The organism is Rhodophyticola sp. CCM32, from assembly GCF_004751985.1.
Taxonomy (GTDB): Bacteria; Pseudomonadota; Alphaproteobacteria; order Rhodobacterales; family Rhodobacteraceae; genus Rhodophyticola.
In genome coordinates, this window is the sequence record NZ_CP038492.1 from 3,168,829 (window position 1) to 3,186,014 (window position 17,186).

12 protein-coding genes are annotated in these 17,186 nt (G+C 62.4%); 5 read left to right on the forward strand and 7 right to left on the reverse strand.

The features are described from left to right. Positions 1-416 precede the first annotated feature (416 nt). Together E2K80_RS15460 and E2K80_RS15465 are read right to left on the reverse strand one after the other, a co-directional pair. On the reverse strand, positions 417-1,310 hold the full coding sequence (locus tag E2K80_RS15460; protein ID WP_135375802.1) for an OmpA family protein: 894 nt from the start codon (positions 1,308-1,310) through the stop codon (positions 417-419). 117 nt (positions 1,311-1,427) lie between these two features. Next, positions 1,428-1,805 (reverse strand): VOC family protein, encoded by a 378-nt coding sequence (locus E2K80_RS15465; protein ID WP_135375803.1) that lies wholly within the window; start codon positions 1,803-1,805, stop codon positions 1,428-1,430. Between E2K80_RS15465 and E2K80_RS15470 the strand changes: the two genes are divergently transcribed. Then, the gene (locus E2K80_RS15470; RefSeq protein WP_338014552.1) at positions 1,771-2,385 is read left to right on the forward strand and encodes a winged helix-turn-helix transcriptional regulator; all 615 of its coding nucleotides are present in this window, start codon (positions 1,771-1,773) and stop codon (positions 2,383-2,385) included. The genes E2K80_RS15465 and E2K80_RS15470 overlap by 35 nt on opposite strands. Positions 2,386-2,491: 106 nt before the next feature. Here E2K80_RS15470 and pbpC read toward each other — a convergent pair whose 3' ends face one another. Both pbpC and E2K80_RS15480 read right to left on the reverse strand, forming a co-directional pair. Then, entirely contained in the window at positions 2,492-4,519 is a 2,028-nt protein-coding gene (pbpC, locus tag E2K80_RS15475; RefSeq protein WP_238475733.1) for a penicillin-binding protein 1C, read from the reverse strand. A 26-nt stretch (positions 4,520-4,545) separates the two neighbouring features. Next, on the reverse strand, positions 4,546-9,978 hold the full coding sequence (locus tag E2K80_RS15480; protein ID WP_135375805.1) for an alpha-2-macroglobulin family protein: 5,433 nt from the start codon (positions 9,976-9,978) through the stop codon (positions 4,546-4,548). 156 nt (positions 9,979-10,134) lie between these two features. Between E2K80_RS15480 and E2K80_RS15485 the strand changes: the two genes are divergently transcribed. Then, the gene (locus E2K80_RS15485; protein WP_135375806.1) at positions 10,135-11,970 is read left to right on the forward strand and encodes an ATP-binding protein; all 1,836 of its coding nucleotides are present in this window, start codon (positions 10,135-10,137) and stop codon (positions 11,968-11,970) included. Between the two features lie 236 nt (positions 11,971-12,206). Here E2K80_RS15485 and E2K80_RS15490 read toward each other — a convergent pair whose 3' ends face one another. Continuing rightward, positions 12,207-13,214, reverse strand: coding sequence for an asparaginase (locus E2K80_RS15490; RefSeq protein ID WP_135375807.1), 1,008 nt, complete (start codon positions 13,212-13,214; stop codon positions 12,207-12,209). 170 nt (positions 13,215-13,384) lie between these two features. Between E2K80_RS15490 and E2K80_RS15495 the strand changes: the two genes are divergently transcribed. Together E2K80_RS15495 and rlmN are read left to right on the forward strand one after the other, a co-directional pair. Continuing rightward, complete coding sequence (locus E2K80_RS15495; protein ID WP_135375808.1) at positions 13,385-13,915, forward strand: invasion associated locus B family protein; 531 nt, start codon at positions 13,385-13,387, stop codon at positions 13,913-13,915. An 82-nt stretch (positions 13,916-13,997) separates the two neighbouring features. Then, a complete protein-coding gene (gene rlmN, locus E2K80_RS15500) occupies positions 13,998-15,176 on the forward strand; it encodes a 23S rRNA (adenine(2503)-C(2))-methyltransferase RlmN (protein WP_135375809.1) in 1,179 nt (392 codons plus the stop codon). Positions 15,177-15,537: 361 nt separating this feature from the next. Here the strand turns inward: rlmN and E2K80_RS19200 are convergent, their stop codons facing one another. Both E2K80_RS19200 and E2K80_RS15505 read right to left on the reverse strand, forming a co-directional pair. Beyond that, positions 15,538-15,714 carry a hypothetical protein gene (locus E2K80_RS19200; RefSeq protein ID WP_168193220.1) on the reverse strand — a complete coding sequence of 59 codons (177 nt, stop codon included), beginning with the start codon at positions 15,712-15,714 and terminating at the stop codon, positions 15,538-15,540. A gap of 148 nt (positions 15,715-15,862) precedes the next feature. Beyond that, the gene (locus E2K80_RS15505) at positions 15,863-16,459 is read right to left on the reverse strand and encodes a L,D-transpeptidase (protein ID WP_135375810.1); all 597 of its coding nucleotides are present in this window, start codon (positions 16,457-16,459) and stop codon (positions 15,863-15,865) included. A gap of 177 nt (positions 16,460-16,636) precedes the next feature. Here E2K80_RS15505 and E2K80_RS15510 point away from each other — a divergent pair, with 177 nt between their 5' ends. Beyond that, positions 16,637-17,185 carry a CAP domain-containing protein gene (locus tag E2K80_RS15510; RefSeq protein WP_135375811.1) on the forward strand — a complete coding sequence of 183 codons (549 nt, stop codon included), beginning with the start codon at positions 16,637-16,639 and terminating at the stop codon, positions 17,183-17,185. Position 17,186 lies beyond the last annotated feature (1 nt).

The following is a 17,186-nucleotide window of genomic DNA, read 5'->3' on the forward strand; positions in this document are numbered from 1 at the left end:
TCGTGTGTGTTGGTCGTATGTTGGTGGAAGTCTGTGCTTCCGATGAGATGAATTTAGGGCAGGCGGACCTGTGTTTCACCCCACGAACCCGTGATAAATACCGAATAATGGTGCGTATATGCACATAAACCCTGCACCGGTTGCCCTTGAAACACGGGCCCTCTCGGTTCCGTGAGAAATGGCAACATCCCTCACGAAAACAGCCGGTTACCCTCGCAGACCCGTGAGAAATGCAACACAAAGCACACCCCCGCCGCGCATCAGGCACAACAGGGCGTCCGGTTGATTCGGGAAAAGGGGGGTGTGGCGCGCGATTTATAGCGGTTTGCATTCGATCTTTACCGAAAACCGCGGCCTCTCCCCTTCGGGTCGAACGCGGTTTTCGATGGGGTGCCTCATATAAAACGCAAAACGCTTTAACGCGCGATCATCTCGACCCGGCGGTTCAGCGCCCGGCCCTCGGCGGTTGTGTTTACCGCCACGGGTGCCAGAAACCCGGCCCCGGCATGGGCCATCCGGTCCGCCTCGATCCCGTGATCATCGCGCAAGGCCGCGACAACCGCCTCGGCCCTCTGGGCGGACAGGGCCAGATTATACGCCATCGCGCCCTGATTGTCCGTGTGCCCCACGATCACCACCCGTACATCCGGGTTAGTGGCCAGAAACGCCCCCATCTCGGCAATGGTGGGGGCGCTTTCAGGCCGGATTGTCGCCTGATCTGTATCAAATGTGATGCCATAAAGCGCCACGCGGCCGGTGTCCCCGATGCTGCTTTGCATCTCAGCGGCGTCGATCATTCGGATCGCCATCGCCTCTTCCTCGGTCACGGTCACCACGGAATAGGTATTGCGGTTATTGACCGACAGAAACAGGCTGACATGGGCCGTGCTTTCGGGACCCGTGCGACTGGCCATCACATAGCGATAGTTGAACGCATCGGCCCAGGAAGGTGAATTGCCGAACTGCTCAACATCGTAGTTGATCCGCCCGCAATCATCCTGATCACAGCTGAGCAGGATATCGAAACCGCGATCTTCCAGCGCGATCTCAAAATTCCGGGTGATCTGCAACAGCGAGGTCTCTGCCGGGTAGGCGTAAGACAGCCGCGTCACCGCGCCTTCAACTGTGCTGACCTCCCCGGCTGTGCGGGCCACATGGACCTCATCGAATTCCTGGGTCTCATAGCTGCGGATCGTGCTGCCATCGAACCGCCCCACCAGCGGGTGATCGGCACTGCCCGCCACATCCTGGGCAAAGGCCGGGGCGGCGAAACAGAGCAAAAGAACGGTCAGACGCAGAAGATGGGTCATGATGGCGGGTCTCCTTGATGATCCGAACCTGACCTTGGGTCGCAAGGGGGCAGGTCGCGGTTCAATAATACGGCGGCAGGCCGGACCATCCGGCAAAGCCGGAGCGGTTTTGGCATGTCACACCACCTTCGTCAGGTCCTGGGCCAACATCAGCGCGTTCCCGTCGGGATCGTAGAATGTAGCGGTACTGACCATTCCCTCGACCACATCTGTCGGGCCATCAAACTTCACATCTACCGCTTCCAGATCACGACGTGCCGCATCAATGTTCGCGACCCCAAAAACCGGCACAGAGTTACCTGGTACGGGCTCCACATGTTCCCCCAGCCCCAAGGTTACACCGTCTGTTTTGGTGTAGAGCTCACTCCATCCAGCTTCATCAATGTGGTAATTGAGTTCAAATCCCAGCATATCAGTATACCAACGCGCGCTGGCATGGCGATCTCGCACGGACAGGGCGATGGTTATCGTATTATCAAGCGCGACGACTGACATTGTGCTTTCCTTTGACCTGAAAATATATAAGCTATACTTTATGGACATCGATATGCTTGTCAAGGTGACGTCGCGGGCCTGGTCACTGAACATACTTGCGCTCATGCACAGCGGCATACCAGGCCGACAGGCACCCCTGCTTTCTGCATCAGGTGCCAGCCGAACCGCGTTTGCGCCAAGCTTGGTTCATTTGGTCAATCTTGGATTGCTGGAACGAAACCCTGGTCACGGCCATCCGTTGCGGCCTGAGTACCGACTGACCTCCAAAGGCGCGGAAATTGCGGTGATCGCAGAAAAAATAAAAACCGCAGTCCCCGGCGAGACACAAAGCGCAATATTACGTCGGGCATGGACCGTTCCGGTGTTGGCCGTAAGTCGAAAACCACGGTATTTCAGCGAAATAAAGACCGCACTCGTCTCGGTGACAGACAGAGCATTGTCGCAATCACTTCGACAGCTACAGGAAAGCCGTTGGGTGTCCCGCGAAGTTGATACGACAAAAAACCCGCCACGACCATTATACCAAGCCGCCAATGCGGGTATCGACATTGGCGAAGCCGTTAATTTATCAATGTCATAAGATACAGCGCCCCGCCTTTAACCTGAGCGATGTCGTATCGCCAATGTGCCCCGGAACGCCAAAGGCGTGGCAGGGTATGGGTGATGCAGGTTCAGGGCGGGGTGCTTTACCGCGCGATCTCCAGAAAGCCGCGTTCGGCGCGGCCTTCCGCATCAATCACGGTCAGTTCCACAAATCCCGGACGGGTTGAGCCCAGATCAACCTGACGGTCAAAGACACCTGTGGCCACCGGCCGCCCGTTCCAGAGCCAGGTAAAAGGCGGCGTGCCCCGATCAACCCGCGCCAGAAGCGGCAGATCCGCAGACCCCGCAAGCACGGCCCCGTCGGGGGGAAAGGCAATTTCGGGGGCATCTGTATCTCTGGCCCCCCCGCCCTGTGGCCGGAACCGGCGGAGCGGCGGCGGCAGCTCTGCCCGGGGGACGGTCAGCGCGCCCAGAGGCGGTGGCGGCAGCGGTGCAAGATCAGTGCCAAGCCGGGCGAAGGCCTCGAACAGCAGCGGTGCGGCAATATCCGCACCAAAGGCGCCGGGGACCGAAGCGCCATCGGCACGGCCCAGCCAGACCCCGACCACATGACGCCCGTCAAACCCGAAGGCCCAGGCATCGCGATGGCCATAGCTGGTCCCGGTTTTATAGGCGAGCCTGTTGCGCGGCGCATTGGGCGGCGGTGTGACGCCGGACAGGATATCGCCCAGATACCAGGCAGCGACGGGTGACAGGACGCGTGTGCCCTCACCTGATGGATCCTCTGTGCGGATGCGCAACGGTGCTGCGTTCCCGCCCCGGGCAATCATCGCGTAAAGCTGCATCAGGTCTTCCATGCGTGTGCCAAGCCCGCCAAGGCCGATGGCCAGACCGGGATCGCCCGGGGGCAGTTCCGCCCGCATCCCGGCGCGGCGCATCCGGGTCAGCAACTCGGCCGGGCCGATTGCGTCCAGCAGGCTGACAACGGGAATGTTGAGCGAGGCCTGCAAGGCGCGGCGCACGCTCAGCTCACCGCGAAAGGCATTGTCGAAATTCTGCGGGGCATAGCTGCCGAACCGGATGGGCCGATCCTCGATCAGGCTTTCGGGGTGGATCAGCCCAGCTTCAAAGCCCAGCCCGTAGATCAGCGGTTTGAGGGTGGAGCCCGGCGAGCGCAGGGCCTGTGTCATATCCACAAAGCCTTGCCGTGTGTCATCACTATACGCCGCTGCCCCGACCGAGGCGCGCAATGCGCCTGTCCGGTGGTCCATGACCATGATCGCGGCGGTCAGCCGGGTATCGCGGCCCTGAACGGCCTGCGCGGCCAGCGTTTCCATCCGGGCTTGCAGCTCTGCGTCCAGTGTCAGGTCATGGCGCGTGGCGGTCGGGCGGTCCTGCACGACCCGGTCGGCCAGATGCGGGGCCAGTGCCGGGAAATCCCGCCGCGCTGACGGGATCGGCGCGCGGCGGGCCCAGGTGATTTCGGTCTCGGTCAGGGCGCCGAACCGGATGGCGCGGTCCAGCACCCGGTTCCGGGCAAGGCGCGCGGCCCCACGGAAGCGGTCGGGGCGGCGGCTGTTGGGCGCCTGCGGCAGGGCGACCAGAAGCGCGGATTGGGCAGCGGTCAGCCGGCGGGGTTCGGTGCCGAACCAGGTGAGGCTGGCGGCGCGGATGCCTTCCAAATTGCCGCCATAGGGGGCAAGATGCAGGTAAAGCGTCAGGATCTCATCCTTGCTCAGCACCCGTTCAAGGGCAAGCGCGACCCGGATCTGGCGCAGTTTGCCGCCCCATGCACCGGTGCCGCTGTCTTCCAGCAGGCGGGCCACCTGCATCGTCAGGGTCGACCCGCCCGAAACGATCCGCCGGTTCCACAGCGCCTGCCAACCGGCGCGGGCAAAGGCGCGCAGATCGACGCCGGAATGGGTGCGAAAGCGGCGGTCTTCATAGGTCACCAGCATGTCGATAAAGCCCGGGTCCACCTCGGCCAGGCGGACCGGCAGACGCCAGCGCCCATCCTCGACCGTATAGGCGCGCAGCAGCCTGCCCTCGCGATCCACCACTTCAATGCCCGTATCAGGCACCAGACCCGGCAGGTCGGTGGCCGCGATCCAGGCGTTCACCCGGACCAGCCCCACCGCGATGAGTGTCGCAAGCAGGGCCAGGGTGATCAAAGGGGTGCGCAACCGCCGCACCGGTCTTACTCCCCCGTCACCATCAGGCGGGCCGAGGCGGTCTGCGCCCGGTATTGCGGGCGGTACATATCCTCGACACTGGCGGCGGGATGATGGAAATCACCCGGCGTCACCGCCCGCACGATATAGCCCAGACGGAAGCTGCGGTCAGAGCGCCAGTCGACAGCGGCAAGGAACCGGTCCTGCCGAAACTCCGTATGGGTCGCCACATCGTCCAGCGCGACCCCGTCCAGCGCGCGGATATCGCCCCCGCGGATCAGGTTCGGATTGTCGATCTCGAACCCGGCGGGCAGCGGGTCATTGACCATCAGCCGGGCCTCGCGATCTTCAAACGGGGTCACGGTCAACAGGGCCACCAGCCGGGTGCCGACCGGCACATCGGCCGGATCGGCGGGCTGGCCTTCCAGCGTGACATAGCTGCGGGTGATGCGATACCCGTTGCCAAAGGCCTCGGTCGCGCCTGCGGGTACGCCAAAGCGGGTGAAGGTCAGGCTTTGACGGCTGGTCCCTGCATTGGTGATTGCACGGCTGGTGCTGTCGCCGGCGCGCAAAACCTCCACCAGCGGGCCGGTGACCGGCTGGCCATCGATCTGCAGGTCTGAAATCGGGTCTGCGTCGATCAGGGCATGGGCGGCCAGAAGACTCCATGTCGCCTCCTGGGTGGAAAGTGCATGACCCGCCGGGCTGAGCGCGGTGGCCAGATCAGAGACCGGCACCGCATCAGAACCGGCAGCCACCGCCAGCGTCAGCAGCCCCGCCGCATCGCGCCGGTTGCTGCCATAATCGACGCGCCAGCCGGTGAACTCGGGCTGCGATTGTTTGCTGCGCAGCAGGGCATATCCGGCCCGGAACATCGCATCGGCGCGCGGCTGATCGCCATACATCGCCAAAGCGGCCCCCAATTGGCCAAGCGCCATCGGGTTGCTGAACTCCACCGCTTTCACATCCGCATAATAGCGCAGATCGCCCATCGAGGCAGTGCCTTCGCGGGCCAGCACCATCAGCGCATAGGCCAGATCTTCGCCGCCAGTCTCGAAATCGGGATAGAATGAAACCTCGTTGCGCAGATTGTCGATGGCGCGGCTGAAGGCCAGATCGGGCACCTGATACCCCTGCGCCCGCGCGCGGGACAGGAAATCTGTGACATAGGCGTCAAGCCAGAGATCGCCGGAATACGCGCCCCAGAGGCCGAAACCCCCATTGCCCGCCTGATTGACCAGCACCTCATCAATGGCCTGAGCGATCCGCAGATCCAGATCGGCTGCTGTGGTCAGCTCCATCGCCTCTGCCACGGAAGACAGGTAAAGCAGCGGCATCGCCCGGCTGGTCACCTGTTCGGTGCAGCCATAGGGGTAACGGTCCAGCATCTGGAGAAGACCCGGCGCGTCGAACCGCGCCAGCGGACCGGCGGACAGCGTGGCGCGGCCCGATCCGGGCCGGAGCCCGGTGAAGACACTGGCATCAAGGGTGAAAACCTCACCCGGGTTCAGGGCAATCAGGCTGGTTTCGGCCAGTTCCGGGTCATTGACCTGCACCGGCAGGGCCAGTGGTTTGGTCAGCACTGTGCCATCGGGCGTGGTCAGGGCCACCGTGATCTCCTGCAATCCGGTTCCCGTCCCGGCGGTGACCGGTACAGACAGGCGTTGGGTTTGACCCTCACCCAGAGTGACAGAGACAGGATAGGCCCCGATATCAAGGCCCTCCCCATTGCTGATCCCGATGGTAACCGGGCCGGTCGGACCGGTGGCATGGGTGATTTCCAGCAGCATGCGTGCGGTGTCACCAGGGGCCATGAACCGCGGCAGGCTGGCGCTCAGCACAACCGGGTCGCGGATCAGCACATCCGCCTCGGCCTGGCCGATCCCGGTCTGCGACCAGGCGATGGCCATCACCCGCACCGTGCCATTGAAGGACGGAATGTCGAAACGGGCCCGGGCCAACCCATCGGCCCCAACGGTCAGCGCGCCGGACTGGAACGCCACCAGCGCCTCGGTCGGGGGCGGGGCCTGCATGCGGCCGGCGCTGCCGCCATCGCCGCCGGACCGCACGCGCCCCTCGGCCCCGCTGCGGCTGTCGATAAGGCGGCCATAAACATCGCGCAGCGCCATTCCAAGCCGCCGCTGGCCAAAGTAATGGCCCGCCGGGTCGGGGCTTTCGAAGCCGGTCAGGTTCAGAATGCCCAGATCAACAGCGGCGATCGTGGCATACACCGTATCCCCGGGGGCGGTATTCTCGACGCGCAGGGCAATGTCCAGCGGGCCGCGCGGCATGGCCTCTGCCGGGGCGTCCAGCGCCACATCCAGCGCCCTTTCGCCCGGGTCGATATGGGCATGGGCCAGACCCAAAGCGCGGGCCGGGGTCTGGGTGTCGATCCGGGATACGGGCCGCAGCAGCGTGGCAGAGACATAGGCCCCGCTGCCCCAGTCATCGGTCACCGGCAGGGCAATTTCCACCGGGTCATCGCCCAGTTCCACGATCCGCATGTCGATCAGACGGTTCGACATCACCCGGATCAGGGCAGTGCCGCCCCGGCGCGGCACGATCCGCAATTCCGCGGTATCGCCGGGCCGATAGCTTTCGGCATCCAGTGAAACATCCAGCACATCAGGTGTGCCACTGGCCCCGGCGGGCGCATACCACCCGGCGCTGAACCCGACCGAGCTTGTCGTATAGGCGCCCGAGCTGCTTTCCACCCGCAGCTCGAACTCCCCCCATTGCAGGGCCTGGGTGATCCGCACCGGGTCATTGCCCAATACGGCCTCGCCCGTGGCGATCCGGGTGCGGCTTGTCACCGGTTCCCAGTTCCAGGCACCATTCCGGGAATACCACTGATAGCGGCGTTCAACCCGGTTCAGGGTCCAGGTTACGGGCAGCGCCCCATTGGCATTGACCGCGATCAGATCGAAAGCGGCCTCGCTGTCTTCGGGCAGCGCGCCGTCGAACAGCGGGCGAATGCCGATCAGCGCGCCCTGCGGCTCCACATTGCGGGTGATCTGGCGTTCCACCGGGCGGCCCGACCCTTCCGAGACACGCAGGGTCACCGTCAGATCACGGGGATGGGGCGGGCCACTGATATCGGGCAGATCAAGGGGCAGCATGGCGCTGCCATCGGCGGATGTGACGGTGCCCCCGGGCAGTTCGGCAAAGCGGGGCTGGGGGCTGTCATCATGACGTCCGAACCGGTAACTGGGCCAGTCTTCCAGTGTGGCCCGGGCGCGCAGCGCAAGCTCTCCCTCAATCGGCAGATCGCCTGCGGGCGCGCCGAAAAGATAATCGGCCTGCAATTCAAGCTGTGGCAGCAGACCGGCGGGGCGGATCGGCCCCTCCGGCAGGTTCAGCGTCACATCTATACGTTCCGGCAGGAAATCCTCGACCAGCAGGGTCCGGCTGGCCAGAGGCGCCGCGTTGGTATCTGCATGGACGGCCAGCCGCCAGGTGCCGCGCGGCACATTTGTTCCAAGCGGCAGGGCAAAGACAAACCCGCCCGCCCCGGTCTCTTCCAGCAGCTGCCGGGTATATTCCACCCCATCGGCGCGGGTCAGAACAGCGGTCAGCGGCAGACCGGTGATCGCCCCGGCCTGCCCGTCGCGGGCCAGCGCCGTGGCATGGATCGTCTCACCCGCGCGATAGGCGCCGCGTTCGGTGGTCAGGAACAGATCAATCGCGCCTGCGGCCTCGCGCCCCTCCACCCCGCGATCCGACAGGTCAAACTCGGCCTCGCGGAGCGACAGAAAGGCATAATCCACATCGCCATCGGTGACGGTGACCATCGCCGGTGCGGCCCCCGCCCGGCCAAGCGCCAGACCGGCCTCGAACAGCGCATAGCCATCGGCATCACTCACCGCCTCGCCCAGCACCCGGTTCGATTCCGAGATCAGGCTGACGGTCAGCCCGGGCCGCGCGCCCGCATCCGACAGGCCGCGCACCACCACATGCACGCCATCGGCCCCGCTCATCGCGGACAGGCCCAGATCGCTGACCAGAAACCATTGCGTGGCCGCCGCGGTGTCGCGGGCAGGCAGGTTTGCGGCGCGTGCCTCCAGCGCATAAAGACCGGGCCCCAGATCGGCCAGCACATCGCCCATGGGCAGGCGTGTGGTGACATCGCGGTTCAGGTCCTGGGCAACCTCGCCCGTGCCGGTCCAGACCTCTTCGGCCAGTTCCGTGGTGAAGCGGTTAATCTCCCAGGCGTTCAGCGGGCGGCCGAAATATTCTTCCTGCAGGCTGCGCACCAGATTGCGGTCGGACACCCGGAACAGGCGCAGCGCCACGGCATCGGTGTTCACCGCCACAACCGGGATCGCGGCGGCCTCGCTTCTCGGCAGGATATAGGCACGCCCGGGGAAGCGGACGCCCGGCGTGCGATCCTGCACATATTGCCGGATCGACACCGGGGCCTGCAACACCTCGCCCGAGGCGGCGGGCAGGCCTGCGCGCAGGGTCATCTCGTAGCGCTGGCCATGGCTGACGCCCGAGATGCAAAGCTGCCGCTCTTCCGCCTCGACACTCAGACCGGTGACAGCGGATTGCAGAAAATCCCCGTAGCTGACGCCGCCGGGCGCCAGATCTTCGGAAAAGATCACACAGATGCGGGGCAGGGCGGCCTCATTATCCACCTGGGTTTCCACCACGCGGAACCCGTAAAGCCCGATCGCCCGGTCCAGCGCCTGAGACAGATCATCGCGATACCCCTGCGCCAGCGCCAGCCGCAGGGCGGGGATCATGTCGCGCCCGCGCCCGCGGCGTTCAAGCCCCTGGGCCAGAACATCCAGCGCATCGGCCAGAACCGGCCCGTCAGGCGCGCGCAAGGCGGCGTTGATCGCGGCATGGATGGCGCCGGTTTCCAGCTGATAACGCAGCTGGTCGCTTAGATTGCCCAACGCCAGCTGGTGACGGGCATATTCAGACCAGAGTGCAGGTGCATCGCTGCGGGTGATCGCCGCCCCGGTCAGGCGCATGGCGGCCTGCCTGTCGCCGCGCCCTGCCGCGTCGCGGGCGGCCTGCACCAGCTGATCGGCGGTCCAGGTGCCGGCATACTGGCGTGTGGCCAGCCCCTCGGCCTGGTTTCGCGCGCTGGCCAGATCGCCGGATTGCAGGAAGGACAGCGCCGCGACCCGACCGCCAAGCCGGGAAAGCACAGCGGGATCGGTGGGGTAAACCTGTGCCGAGAGGGCGCCTTCATAGGGCTCCTGTGCAAGCATGGCGGTTTTGGGGAAACAGGCATTGGACCGCTGGTTGAAGGTGAAGGCGTTGCAATCCGGGTCGGTCAGACAGGCGGTGGAACAGGCCTCGAAACTTGTATCAAACAGGGGCCGCAGATCGCCGCCGGGGAAATCCATATCGCGGGTGATGGCGATATAGCGATCCGGCACGGCCTCTTGCGCCAGGGCGGGAAGTGCAGAAAGAAAACATATCAAAAAAGCAAAAAGCGGGCGCATGGCAGCCTCCCCAAAAGATCAAAAAAGAAAATATGCCCCATGCTGCCATGACTGTCCGCTTTCTGTCCACGATTTCCGTGGTTCAGTGTTAAGCCAATGTTCAGCCTGCTGACGGATGATTGCGCGACTGACGGCAAGACAAGATACAGGATCAGTATGGGCAGCGCGGGACCGGATGACCGTCTGGCGCAGGAACGGCGCCTGCGACTGGCTGCCGAACGGTTGCTGGCCCAGAAGTCCGAGGAACTTTATGCCGTCAACAGGAAGCTCGCCGATCATGCCAATGCCCTGTCTTATCAGGTCATCGAACAGCGCGAGGCCCATGCGGAACTGGAAGGCCAGACGACCCAGGTCAAGGCCGAGCTTGAGGTTGCCACCGAAAAAGCCGTGGTGGCAGAACGTCGGTTGTGGGATTCGCTGGAAGCCATCGAAGACGGGTTCGCGATTTTCGACAATGACTGGCGGCTGATCGCGGCAAACCCGGCTTTTGTCTCTGTCTTCGACGGCCTGTCCGACATCGCCCCCGGAACCAGCTATGACGCTGTTCTGCGCATTGCGGTGGATGAAGGCATCGTCGATCTGGAAGGGGTTGCCCCGGATGACTGGGTTGATGACATGATCGCCCGCTGGGAGGCGGATGATATCCCGGAACGGACGCTGAAGCTCTGGAACGGTGTTTATATCCGCCTGCATGATGAACGCACCCCCCAGGGCGATGTGGTGTCGCTTGCGATCAACATCACCGATACGATTCGCCGGGAACATGACCTGCGGCAGGCCCGCGATCTGGCCGAGGCTGCAACCCGGGCCAAATCGGCCTTTCTGGCGAATATGAGCCATGAGATCCGCACGCCGATGAATGGTGTCGTGGCGATGGCCGATCTGCTGTGCGAGACGGAGCTGAACGAAGAACAGCGGCTTTATACCGAGACGATCAGGAACTCGGGCGAGGCTTTGCTGGTGATCATCAATGATGTGCTCGACTATTCCAAGATCGAGGCTGACAAGATTGCATTCCGGGCGGAAATCTTTGATCTGCAGGATATGATCAACGAGATTTTCCGGCTTCTGCGTCCGGGCATCCAGGGCAGTGATCTGCTGCTGAAGATGGATTACGACATGCTCATGCCCGACCGGATCGTGGCGGATCGCGGGCGCATCCGGCAGGTTCTGACCAATCTGATCGGCAATGCGGTGAAATTCACCGAGGCCGGGCATGTGCTGGTCCGGGTGATCTGCGATGACAGGTCCGAGGGGCAGGTGAGGTTTCGCCTGATTGTCGAGGATACGGGCATCGGCATACCCGCCAAGATGCAGGCCCATGTGTTCGGTCAGTTCAATCAGGTCGAGGATCAGGCGAACCGCAGGTTCGAGGGCACCGGGCTTGGTCTGGCGATCTCGCGCCAGCTGATCACAAAGATGAAAGGGGAGATGTGGCTGGAAAGTGAACCGGGGGCCGGGTCTGCCTTCGGGCTTCGTCTCTGCGTCTCGCTGCCGGAAGGGCAGGAAGAGGATCCCGGGGGTGTATCCACACCCGTTGACACGCTGCCCGCGCCCGCAGAATTGACAGATGACAGACAGGGGGAGAAGATCGCACCCCGCCTGCTGGCCGCAGAGGATAACAAGACCAACCAGTTGATTTTCCGAAAGATGATCCAGAGTCTCACGCTTGATCTTCAGATCACCGATAATGGCCGTGAGTTGCTTGAGGCATATGTCGCCAACCCGCCTGATCTGGTGTTCACCGATATTTCCATGCCGGTGATGGACGGGTTGGAGGCGGCACAGGCGATCCGCGCATATGAGGCTGAAAACGGTCTGCCCCGGGTGCCGATTGTGGCCATTACGGCCCATGCCATGGCCGGGGACGAGACGCGGATATTTGAGGCAGGCATTGATCATTACCTGACCAAGCCTTTGAAGAAAAAAGAGATTATGGATAAAATCCTGTCTCTGACCCCGAGTGCGGAGGTATCTGTGCAAAACGGGTAATATATTCCGGTTCAAACCCGAAATGCGCTGCACAGGTGGAAAACTTCAGTTTTCCACACGGAATTCTGCAGAATTCCGGCCCTTGCGGTTCACGGGAAACCCGGCCTTTCAGAGGCCGGTGCAATAAAGCTTTTCGAGTTTAACCTGAGACATATGTCATCACTTTTCGCGTTCGACCGAAGGGAGAGGCAGCGAAAAAGTGATTCATGTTTAACTCGAAACGCTATAGCAGGCTCTTACAAGGTCCAGCCTGTCACGCTGTCTGTCACCCGGTACTGGCCGGTCTCGATCCCGCGCCAGTTGCGGATCGGGCCGTGGCGATAGTGGATTGCGTCGGGATGGTCCGCATCCAGCAGGCCCGCGCCGATCAGAAGCCGGGTGATCACCGCCTCGGCCCCGCGCGTGGTGCCATCTTCGATCTTGACCGCCATGCCAAGCTTCTGCTCCGGCAAAATCGCCACAAACACCGCCTCGGCCCCGGTCTTGATCGAGGCGCGGCCCTCCATCGCGCGCATCAGACGGGTGCAGGCCCGGCCTTCCCCGGCCACCAGATGCGGATAGGCGGCCATCGCCCGGGTCAGCCGGTATTGCGCCCTGTCGCGGGCAGTACCCGTACCCTGTGCGGCGGCGAACCCGGCCATGGCACGGGCCAGCCCGGTCAGGGTGCAGGCGAAATTCGGGGCAGAGCATCCATCAATCCCGTACCCGGGGCTGTCCTCTCCTGTCACCTCTTCAAACGCGGCTTTTGCGGCGCGCTGCACCGGGTGATCCAGATCCACATATTCCGGCCCCGCGCCCAGATGCTTGCCGAGCGTCAGAAAACCGGAATGTTTGCCGGAACAATTGTTGTGCCGCTGGCCCGGCTCTTCCCCGGCGCGGATCAACCCGTATCGGGCCTCCTTGTCATTGGGCATCTGCGGGCCGCAGCGAAACGCCGCTTCGTCCAGCCCCAGAGATCCCAGCCAGGTTTCCACCATATCGGTATGGATATGGGCGCCCTGATGAGACGCGCAGGACAGGGCCAGATGTGCCTCGTTCAACCCGAACGCATCCGCCGCCCCGCTTTCGATCAGCGGCAGGGCCTGGATCATCTTGCAGGAGGAGCGCGGCAGGATCACCATATCGGGGTTCCCCCAGGCCGCCACCACATCGCCACCCGCATCCCAGATCACCGCATGCCCCCGGTGTCGGCTTTCGCAGATCGACCCGCGCCAGACCTCAACCAGTGTTTCCGCATTCGGCATTTTTCCGCTCCCATTCACCTCCCGGCGAATTTATGCCGCCGGGGCTTTCCCACGCCTTGTGATTCAGGTTAATCTGCAACAGCTAAAAGAGAAACGCCCGATCCACCGAGCAAGAGCAGATAATGCCAGGAACGGCGCGAGGCAGAGTAAGGCTGGAGGCGATAGGGAAGATGAGACACAGAGTATTTTGTGCGCTGGCCGGGATTGCGTTGTTCCTGACGGCATATGACGTCGCGGCGCAGGAAGAATCCTCAAACCGGGTGAACGCCGAAACGGATTGGAGCGTCTTTGTCGAAGATGACCCGACCCAGTGCTGGGTGGTTTCCACCCCCCGTGAAACCGTCAATACCCGCGATGGCCGTGTTGTGGCCGTGCGCCGGGGTGAGATTCTGATGTTTATCAGCTATTGGCCGGCCGAGGAAAAACGCGGCGAGGTTTCGTTCACCGGCGGCTATCCGTTTGCGCCAGGCTCCACCGTCACGATGGAGATCGGCGGCACCACGTTTGAGATGTTCACCGATGGCGAAATGGCCTGGGCCGCGTCCGAGCAGGATGATCAGCGCATCGTCACGGCGATGAAACGCGGCGCCGAGGCGGTTCTGACCGCGCGGTCCTCCCGCGGGACGCAAACGCAGGATACCTTTTCGCTTCTTGGCTTTACCGCTGCGGTCGAGGATGCCGAGGCCCGTTGCGGCGGCTGATCACGGGGTTTGCATCCCCGGGGGTTTGCCTTGGGGCGCGCCGCGCTATATGTCAGCCGCTTGGACCCAGAGGATGCACGCCATGACTGCCAGCGCCCCTGTTACACAGGACGTTCTGACCCTTCCGCGCAAACTGCCTGACGGGCCCGTCAATCTGGTGGGTCTGACCCGTGATGCCTTGCGCGACGTGCTGATCGCCCATGGCACGCCCGAGAAACAGGCCAGAATGCGGGTGGGACAGATCTGGCAATGGATCTATCAGAAAGGCATCCGCGATTTCGACGCGATGACCAATCTCAGCAAATCCTACCGGGCAGAGCTGGCAGAGGCGTTTGTCATTGCCCGGCCCGAGGTGGTGTCGCGTCAGGTGTCTGCCGATGGCACCCGCAAATATCTGGTGCGCATCGCCGGCGGTCATGAGGTGGAGGTTGTCTATATCCCCGAGGAAGATCGCGGGACGCTGTGCATCTCGTCCCAGGTCGGTTGCACGCTGACCTGTTCCTTCTGTCACACGGGCACGCAGAAACTGGTGCGCAACCTGACGGCAGGCGAAATTGTCGGTCAGGTCATGCTGGCCCGGGATGATCTGGATGAATGGCCCGAACCCGGCGAGGGCGCGGACAGGCGGCCCCGATTGCTCAGCAATGTGGTGCTGATGGGCATGGGCGAACCGCTGTATAATTTCGAAAATGTCCGCGATGCGATGAAAATCACCATGGACCCCGAAGGTATCTCGCTCAGCCGTCGGCGGATCACGCTGTCCACCTCGGGCGTGGTGCCTGAAATTGCCCGCACCGCGGATGAAATCGGCTGCATGCTGGCGGTCAGCTTCCATGGCACCACCGATGAGATTCGCGACAAGCTTGTGCCGATCAACCGGAAATGGCCGCTTGCGGAGCTTCTGGGCGCGTTGCGGGCCTATCCGAAAGCCTCGAACTCGGAACGCATCACCTTTGAATATGTGATGCTGAAAGATGTGAATGACAGCGATGAAGATGCCCGCCGTCTGGTCAATCTGATCAAGGGCATTCCCGCCAAGATCAACCTGATCCCGTTCAACGAATGGCCCGGTGCGCCTTATCAGCGGTCAGACTGGCAGCGGATCGAACGGTTCGCCGATATCGTCTATAAGGCGGGCTATGCCAGCCCGATCCGAACCCCCAGGGGCGAGGATATCATGGCCGCCTGTGGTCAGCTGAAATCCGCCACCGAACGGGCCCGGAAATCGCGGGCGCAGATTGCGGCGGAAACCAAGCTCTGATCGCAGCAGAATCGCGCTTCGCGGCAAGCGCGGATCCAAAGCTTTGGACCATGTCCTGAAATGGATGAATGGCAGGGCTGCCGGCGGAGGAAGGATGAAACCGGCTCCTCCGATTCTATGCGTCCTGTTTGAATAGGCGGTTACAGCATGCTGCCTTACACCTGAGACATCGCGGATCACAAATACCCTGCCATGCCTTCGGCTCTCCCCGGGGGATTGGTGATATGCCATGGCTCAGGTCAAAGGCGGGGGGCGGTCATTGAATGCAGTTCTTTATAGCCCTGCAGCCCCCTGTCTATATAGAAAAAGGCGGCCCTAACGGGCCGCCTTTTGAAACTGTGCTGTCAGGTAACTGACTTAGTTAAGACGCAGCAGCAGCAATCAAAATAAGTGCCAGGATCGGAACGATGATGCCACCAGCCGAAGATGATGTGTCTTCAACAATAACAACAGGTTCCAGAACCGGTTCTGCGATGCCGCCTGCAAAAGCGGAGGTGGCGGCTACCGAAAGAGTGGCGGCGAGAGCGAGTTTTTTCATTGTATCCTCCAAGATACGCCCTTATGGCGCGGAATTGCGCAACTATTAGGGCACCCAAGACTGTACCTCGTGGTCCGGTTTAATCAGCAATGACAGGTGATTGCAATGCTGCGGAATAGTCCGAATTCGCACGAAAGATGATTTGTCGTCAAATAAGCAACACTTGTGTTCCGCGGTTGGTCATCCCGAACAGTTCCGCAATATGCTCGTTATAAAGCCCGATGCAGCCATTCGATGACCGGCGCCCGATCTTACGTGTGTCATGGGTGCCGTGAATCCGGTAATAGGTCCAGCCCAGATAAAGCGCATGGGTGCCAAGCGGATTATCGGGGCCGGGCGGCACATAGGCCGGCCATTCCGGGTTGCGCTCCTGCATGGCCGGTGTCGGTCGCCAATCGGGGCCTTCCACCAGACGCACCACTTCGGTACGGCCGCGGCGGGTCAGATCATCGGTCATCGGCACGGATGTGGGGTACAGACGATATGTGTTCTGGTCTTCGCTCCAGAAATGCAGCGCCCGCGAGGTGATATCCACCAGAATCGCCCCGTTCTGCGTGTCGCTGAAATAGGGCCGCCAATCCAGCGTGCGGAAGCTGGAAATATTGTGGCGCACGGATTGCGATATATCGCGTTCGATCTCGGTTGTTTCAGGCGCGGTCTGTGCCAGGGCCGGTGCGGCCAGCCCGGCAGCGGCGCTGCCCAGAAACAAACGGCGGGACAAATGTGAAGAAAATGGTTTTGGCATGGTGTTCTCCTGCGGGCAGTGCCCGTTCTTGGCGCGCAAACTATGACCTACAGGCCGCAGTCGCAAATCAAACAATGCTGTGAACATGCGGAAATCTGCCGGTTGTGTTTGATTGACCGCAAGCCGGACTGTAAGGGTCTGGGCAATAAACGGGGCTTTGAGACAGGTATTTCGACAATGGACAGACGGTTTATGATTCTTTCGACAGCGGCGCTTGCGCTTTCGGCCTGTGCGTCGAATACCGGCCCGCGCCTTGGATCTGATGGCCAGCCATTGCCGGTGATCTACCGAATCAACACCAATGACACCGCGCGCATCCAGTTTCGTGTGCTGGACAGTGTGAACTCCCTGCGGTCTGCCGCAGGGGCGGCACAGGTAGAGCTGAATGCCGAGCTGAACGCGGCGGCGGCCACCCATTCCCGTGACATGTCGGTGCAGAACCGGCCGTGGCATTTCGGCTCTGACGGGTCTTCCCCCATCGACCGGGCGCGGCGGGTTGGCTATCCGGGCACGGTTCTGGGCGAAAACATCTCGGAAACCTATGAATCCGAGCTGGAAACCGTGGCCGCCTGGATGCAGCAGCCCGATACCCGCGATGTCATCACCGACCCGAATGCCCGCGATCTGGGATTCGCCTTCTTTCAGGAGCCGAACGGCAAGATCTGGTGGACCCTTGTCACCGGTGACGGCGGCACCGCAGGCCCGGCCAATGCGCCGACCGGTTAGA

Bases quoted from the DNA above. Each gene is read 5' to 3' on its own strand.
- E2K80_RS15485 (WP_135375806.1), top strand. From the start codon at position 10,135: ATGGGCAGCGCGGGACCGGATGACCGTCTGGCGCAGGAACGGCGCCTG.
- E2K80_RS15495 (WP_135375808.1), top strand. From the start codon at position 13,385: ATGAGACACAGAGTATTTTGTGCGCTGGCCGGGATTGCGTTGTTCCTG.
- rlmN (WP_135375809.1), top strand. From the start codon at position 13,998: ATGACTGCCAGCGCCCCTGTTACACAGGACGTTCTGACCCTTCCGCGC.
- E2K80_RS15460 (WP_135375802.1), bottom strand. From the start codon at position 1,310: ATGACCCATCTTCTGCGTCTGACCGTTCTTTTGCTCTGTTTCGCCGCC.
- E2K80_RS19200 (WP_168193220.1), bottom strand. From the start codon at position 15,714: ATGAAAAAACTCGCTCTCGCCGCCACTCTTTCGGTAGCCGCCACCTCC.
- E2K80_RS15505 (WP_135375810.1), bottom strand. From the start codon at position 16,459: ATGCCAAAACCATTTTCTTCACATTTGTCCCGCCGTTTGTTTCTGGGC.
- E2K80_RS15510 (WP_135375811.1), top strand. From the start codon at position 16,637: ATGGACAGACGGTTTATGATTCTTTCGACAGCGGCGCTTGCGCTTTCG.
- E2K80_RS15490 (WP_135375807.1), bottom strand. From the start codon at position 13,214: ATGCCGAATGCGGAAACACTGGTTGAGGTCTGGCGCGGGTCGATCTGC.
- E2K80_RS15470 (WP_338014552.1), top strand. From the start codon at position 1,771: ATGGTTATCGTATTATCAAGCGCGACGACTGACATTGTGCTTTCCTTT.
- E2K80_RS15480 (WP_135375805.1), bottom strand. From the start codon at position 9,978: ATGCGCCCGCTTTTTGCTTTTTTGATATGTTTTCTTTCTGCACTTCCC.
- E2K80_RS15465 (WP_135375803.1), bottom strand. From the start codon at position 1,805: ATGTCAGTCGTCGCGCTTGATAATACGATAACCATCGCCCTGTCCGTG.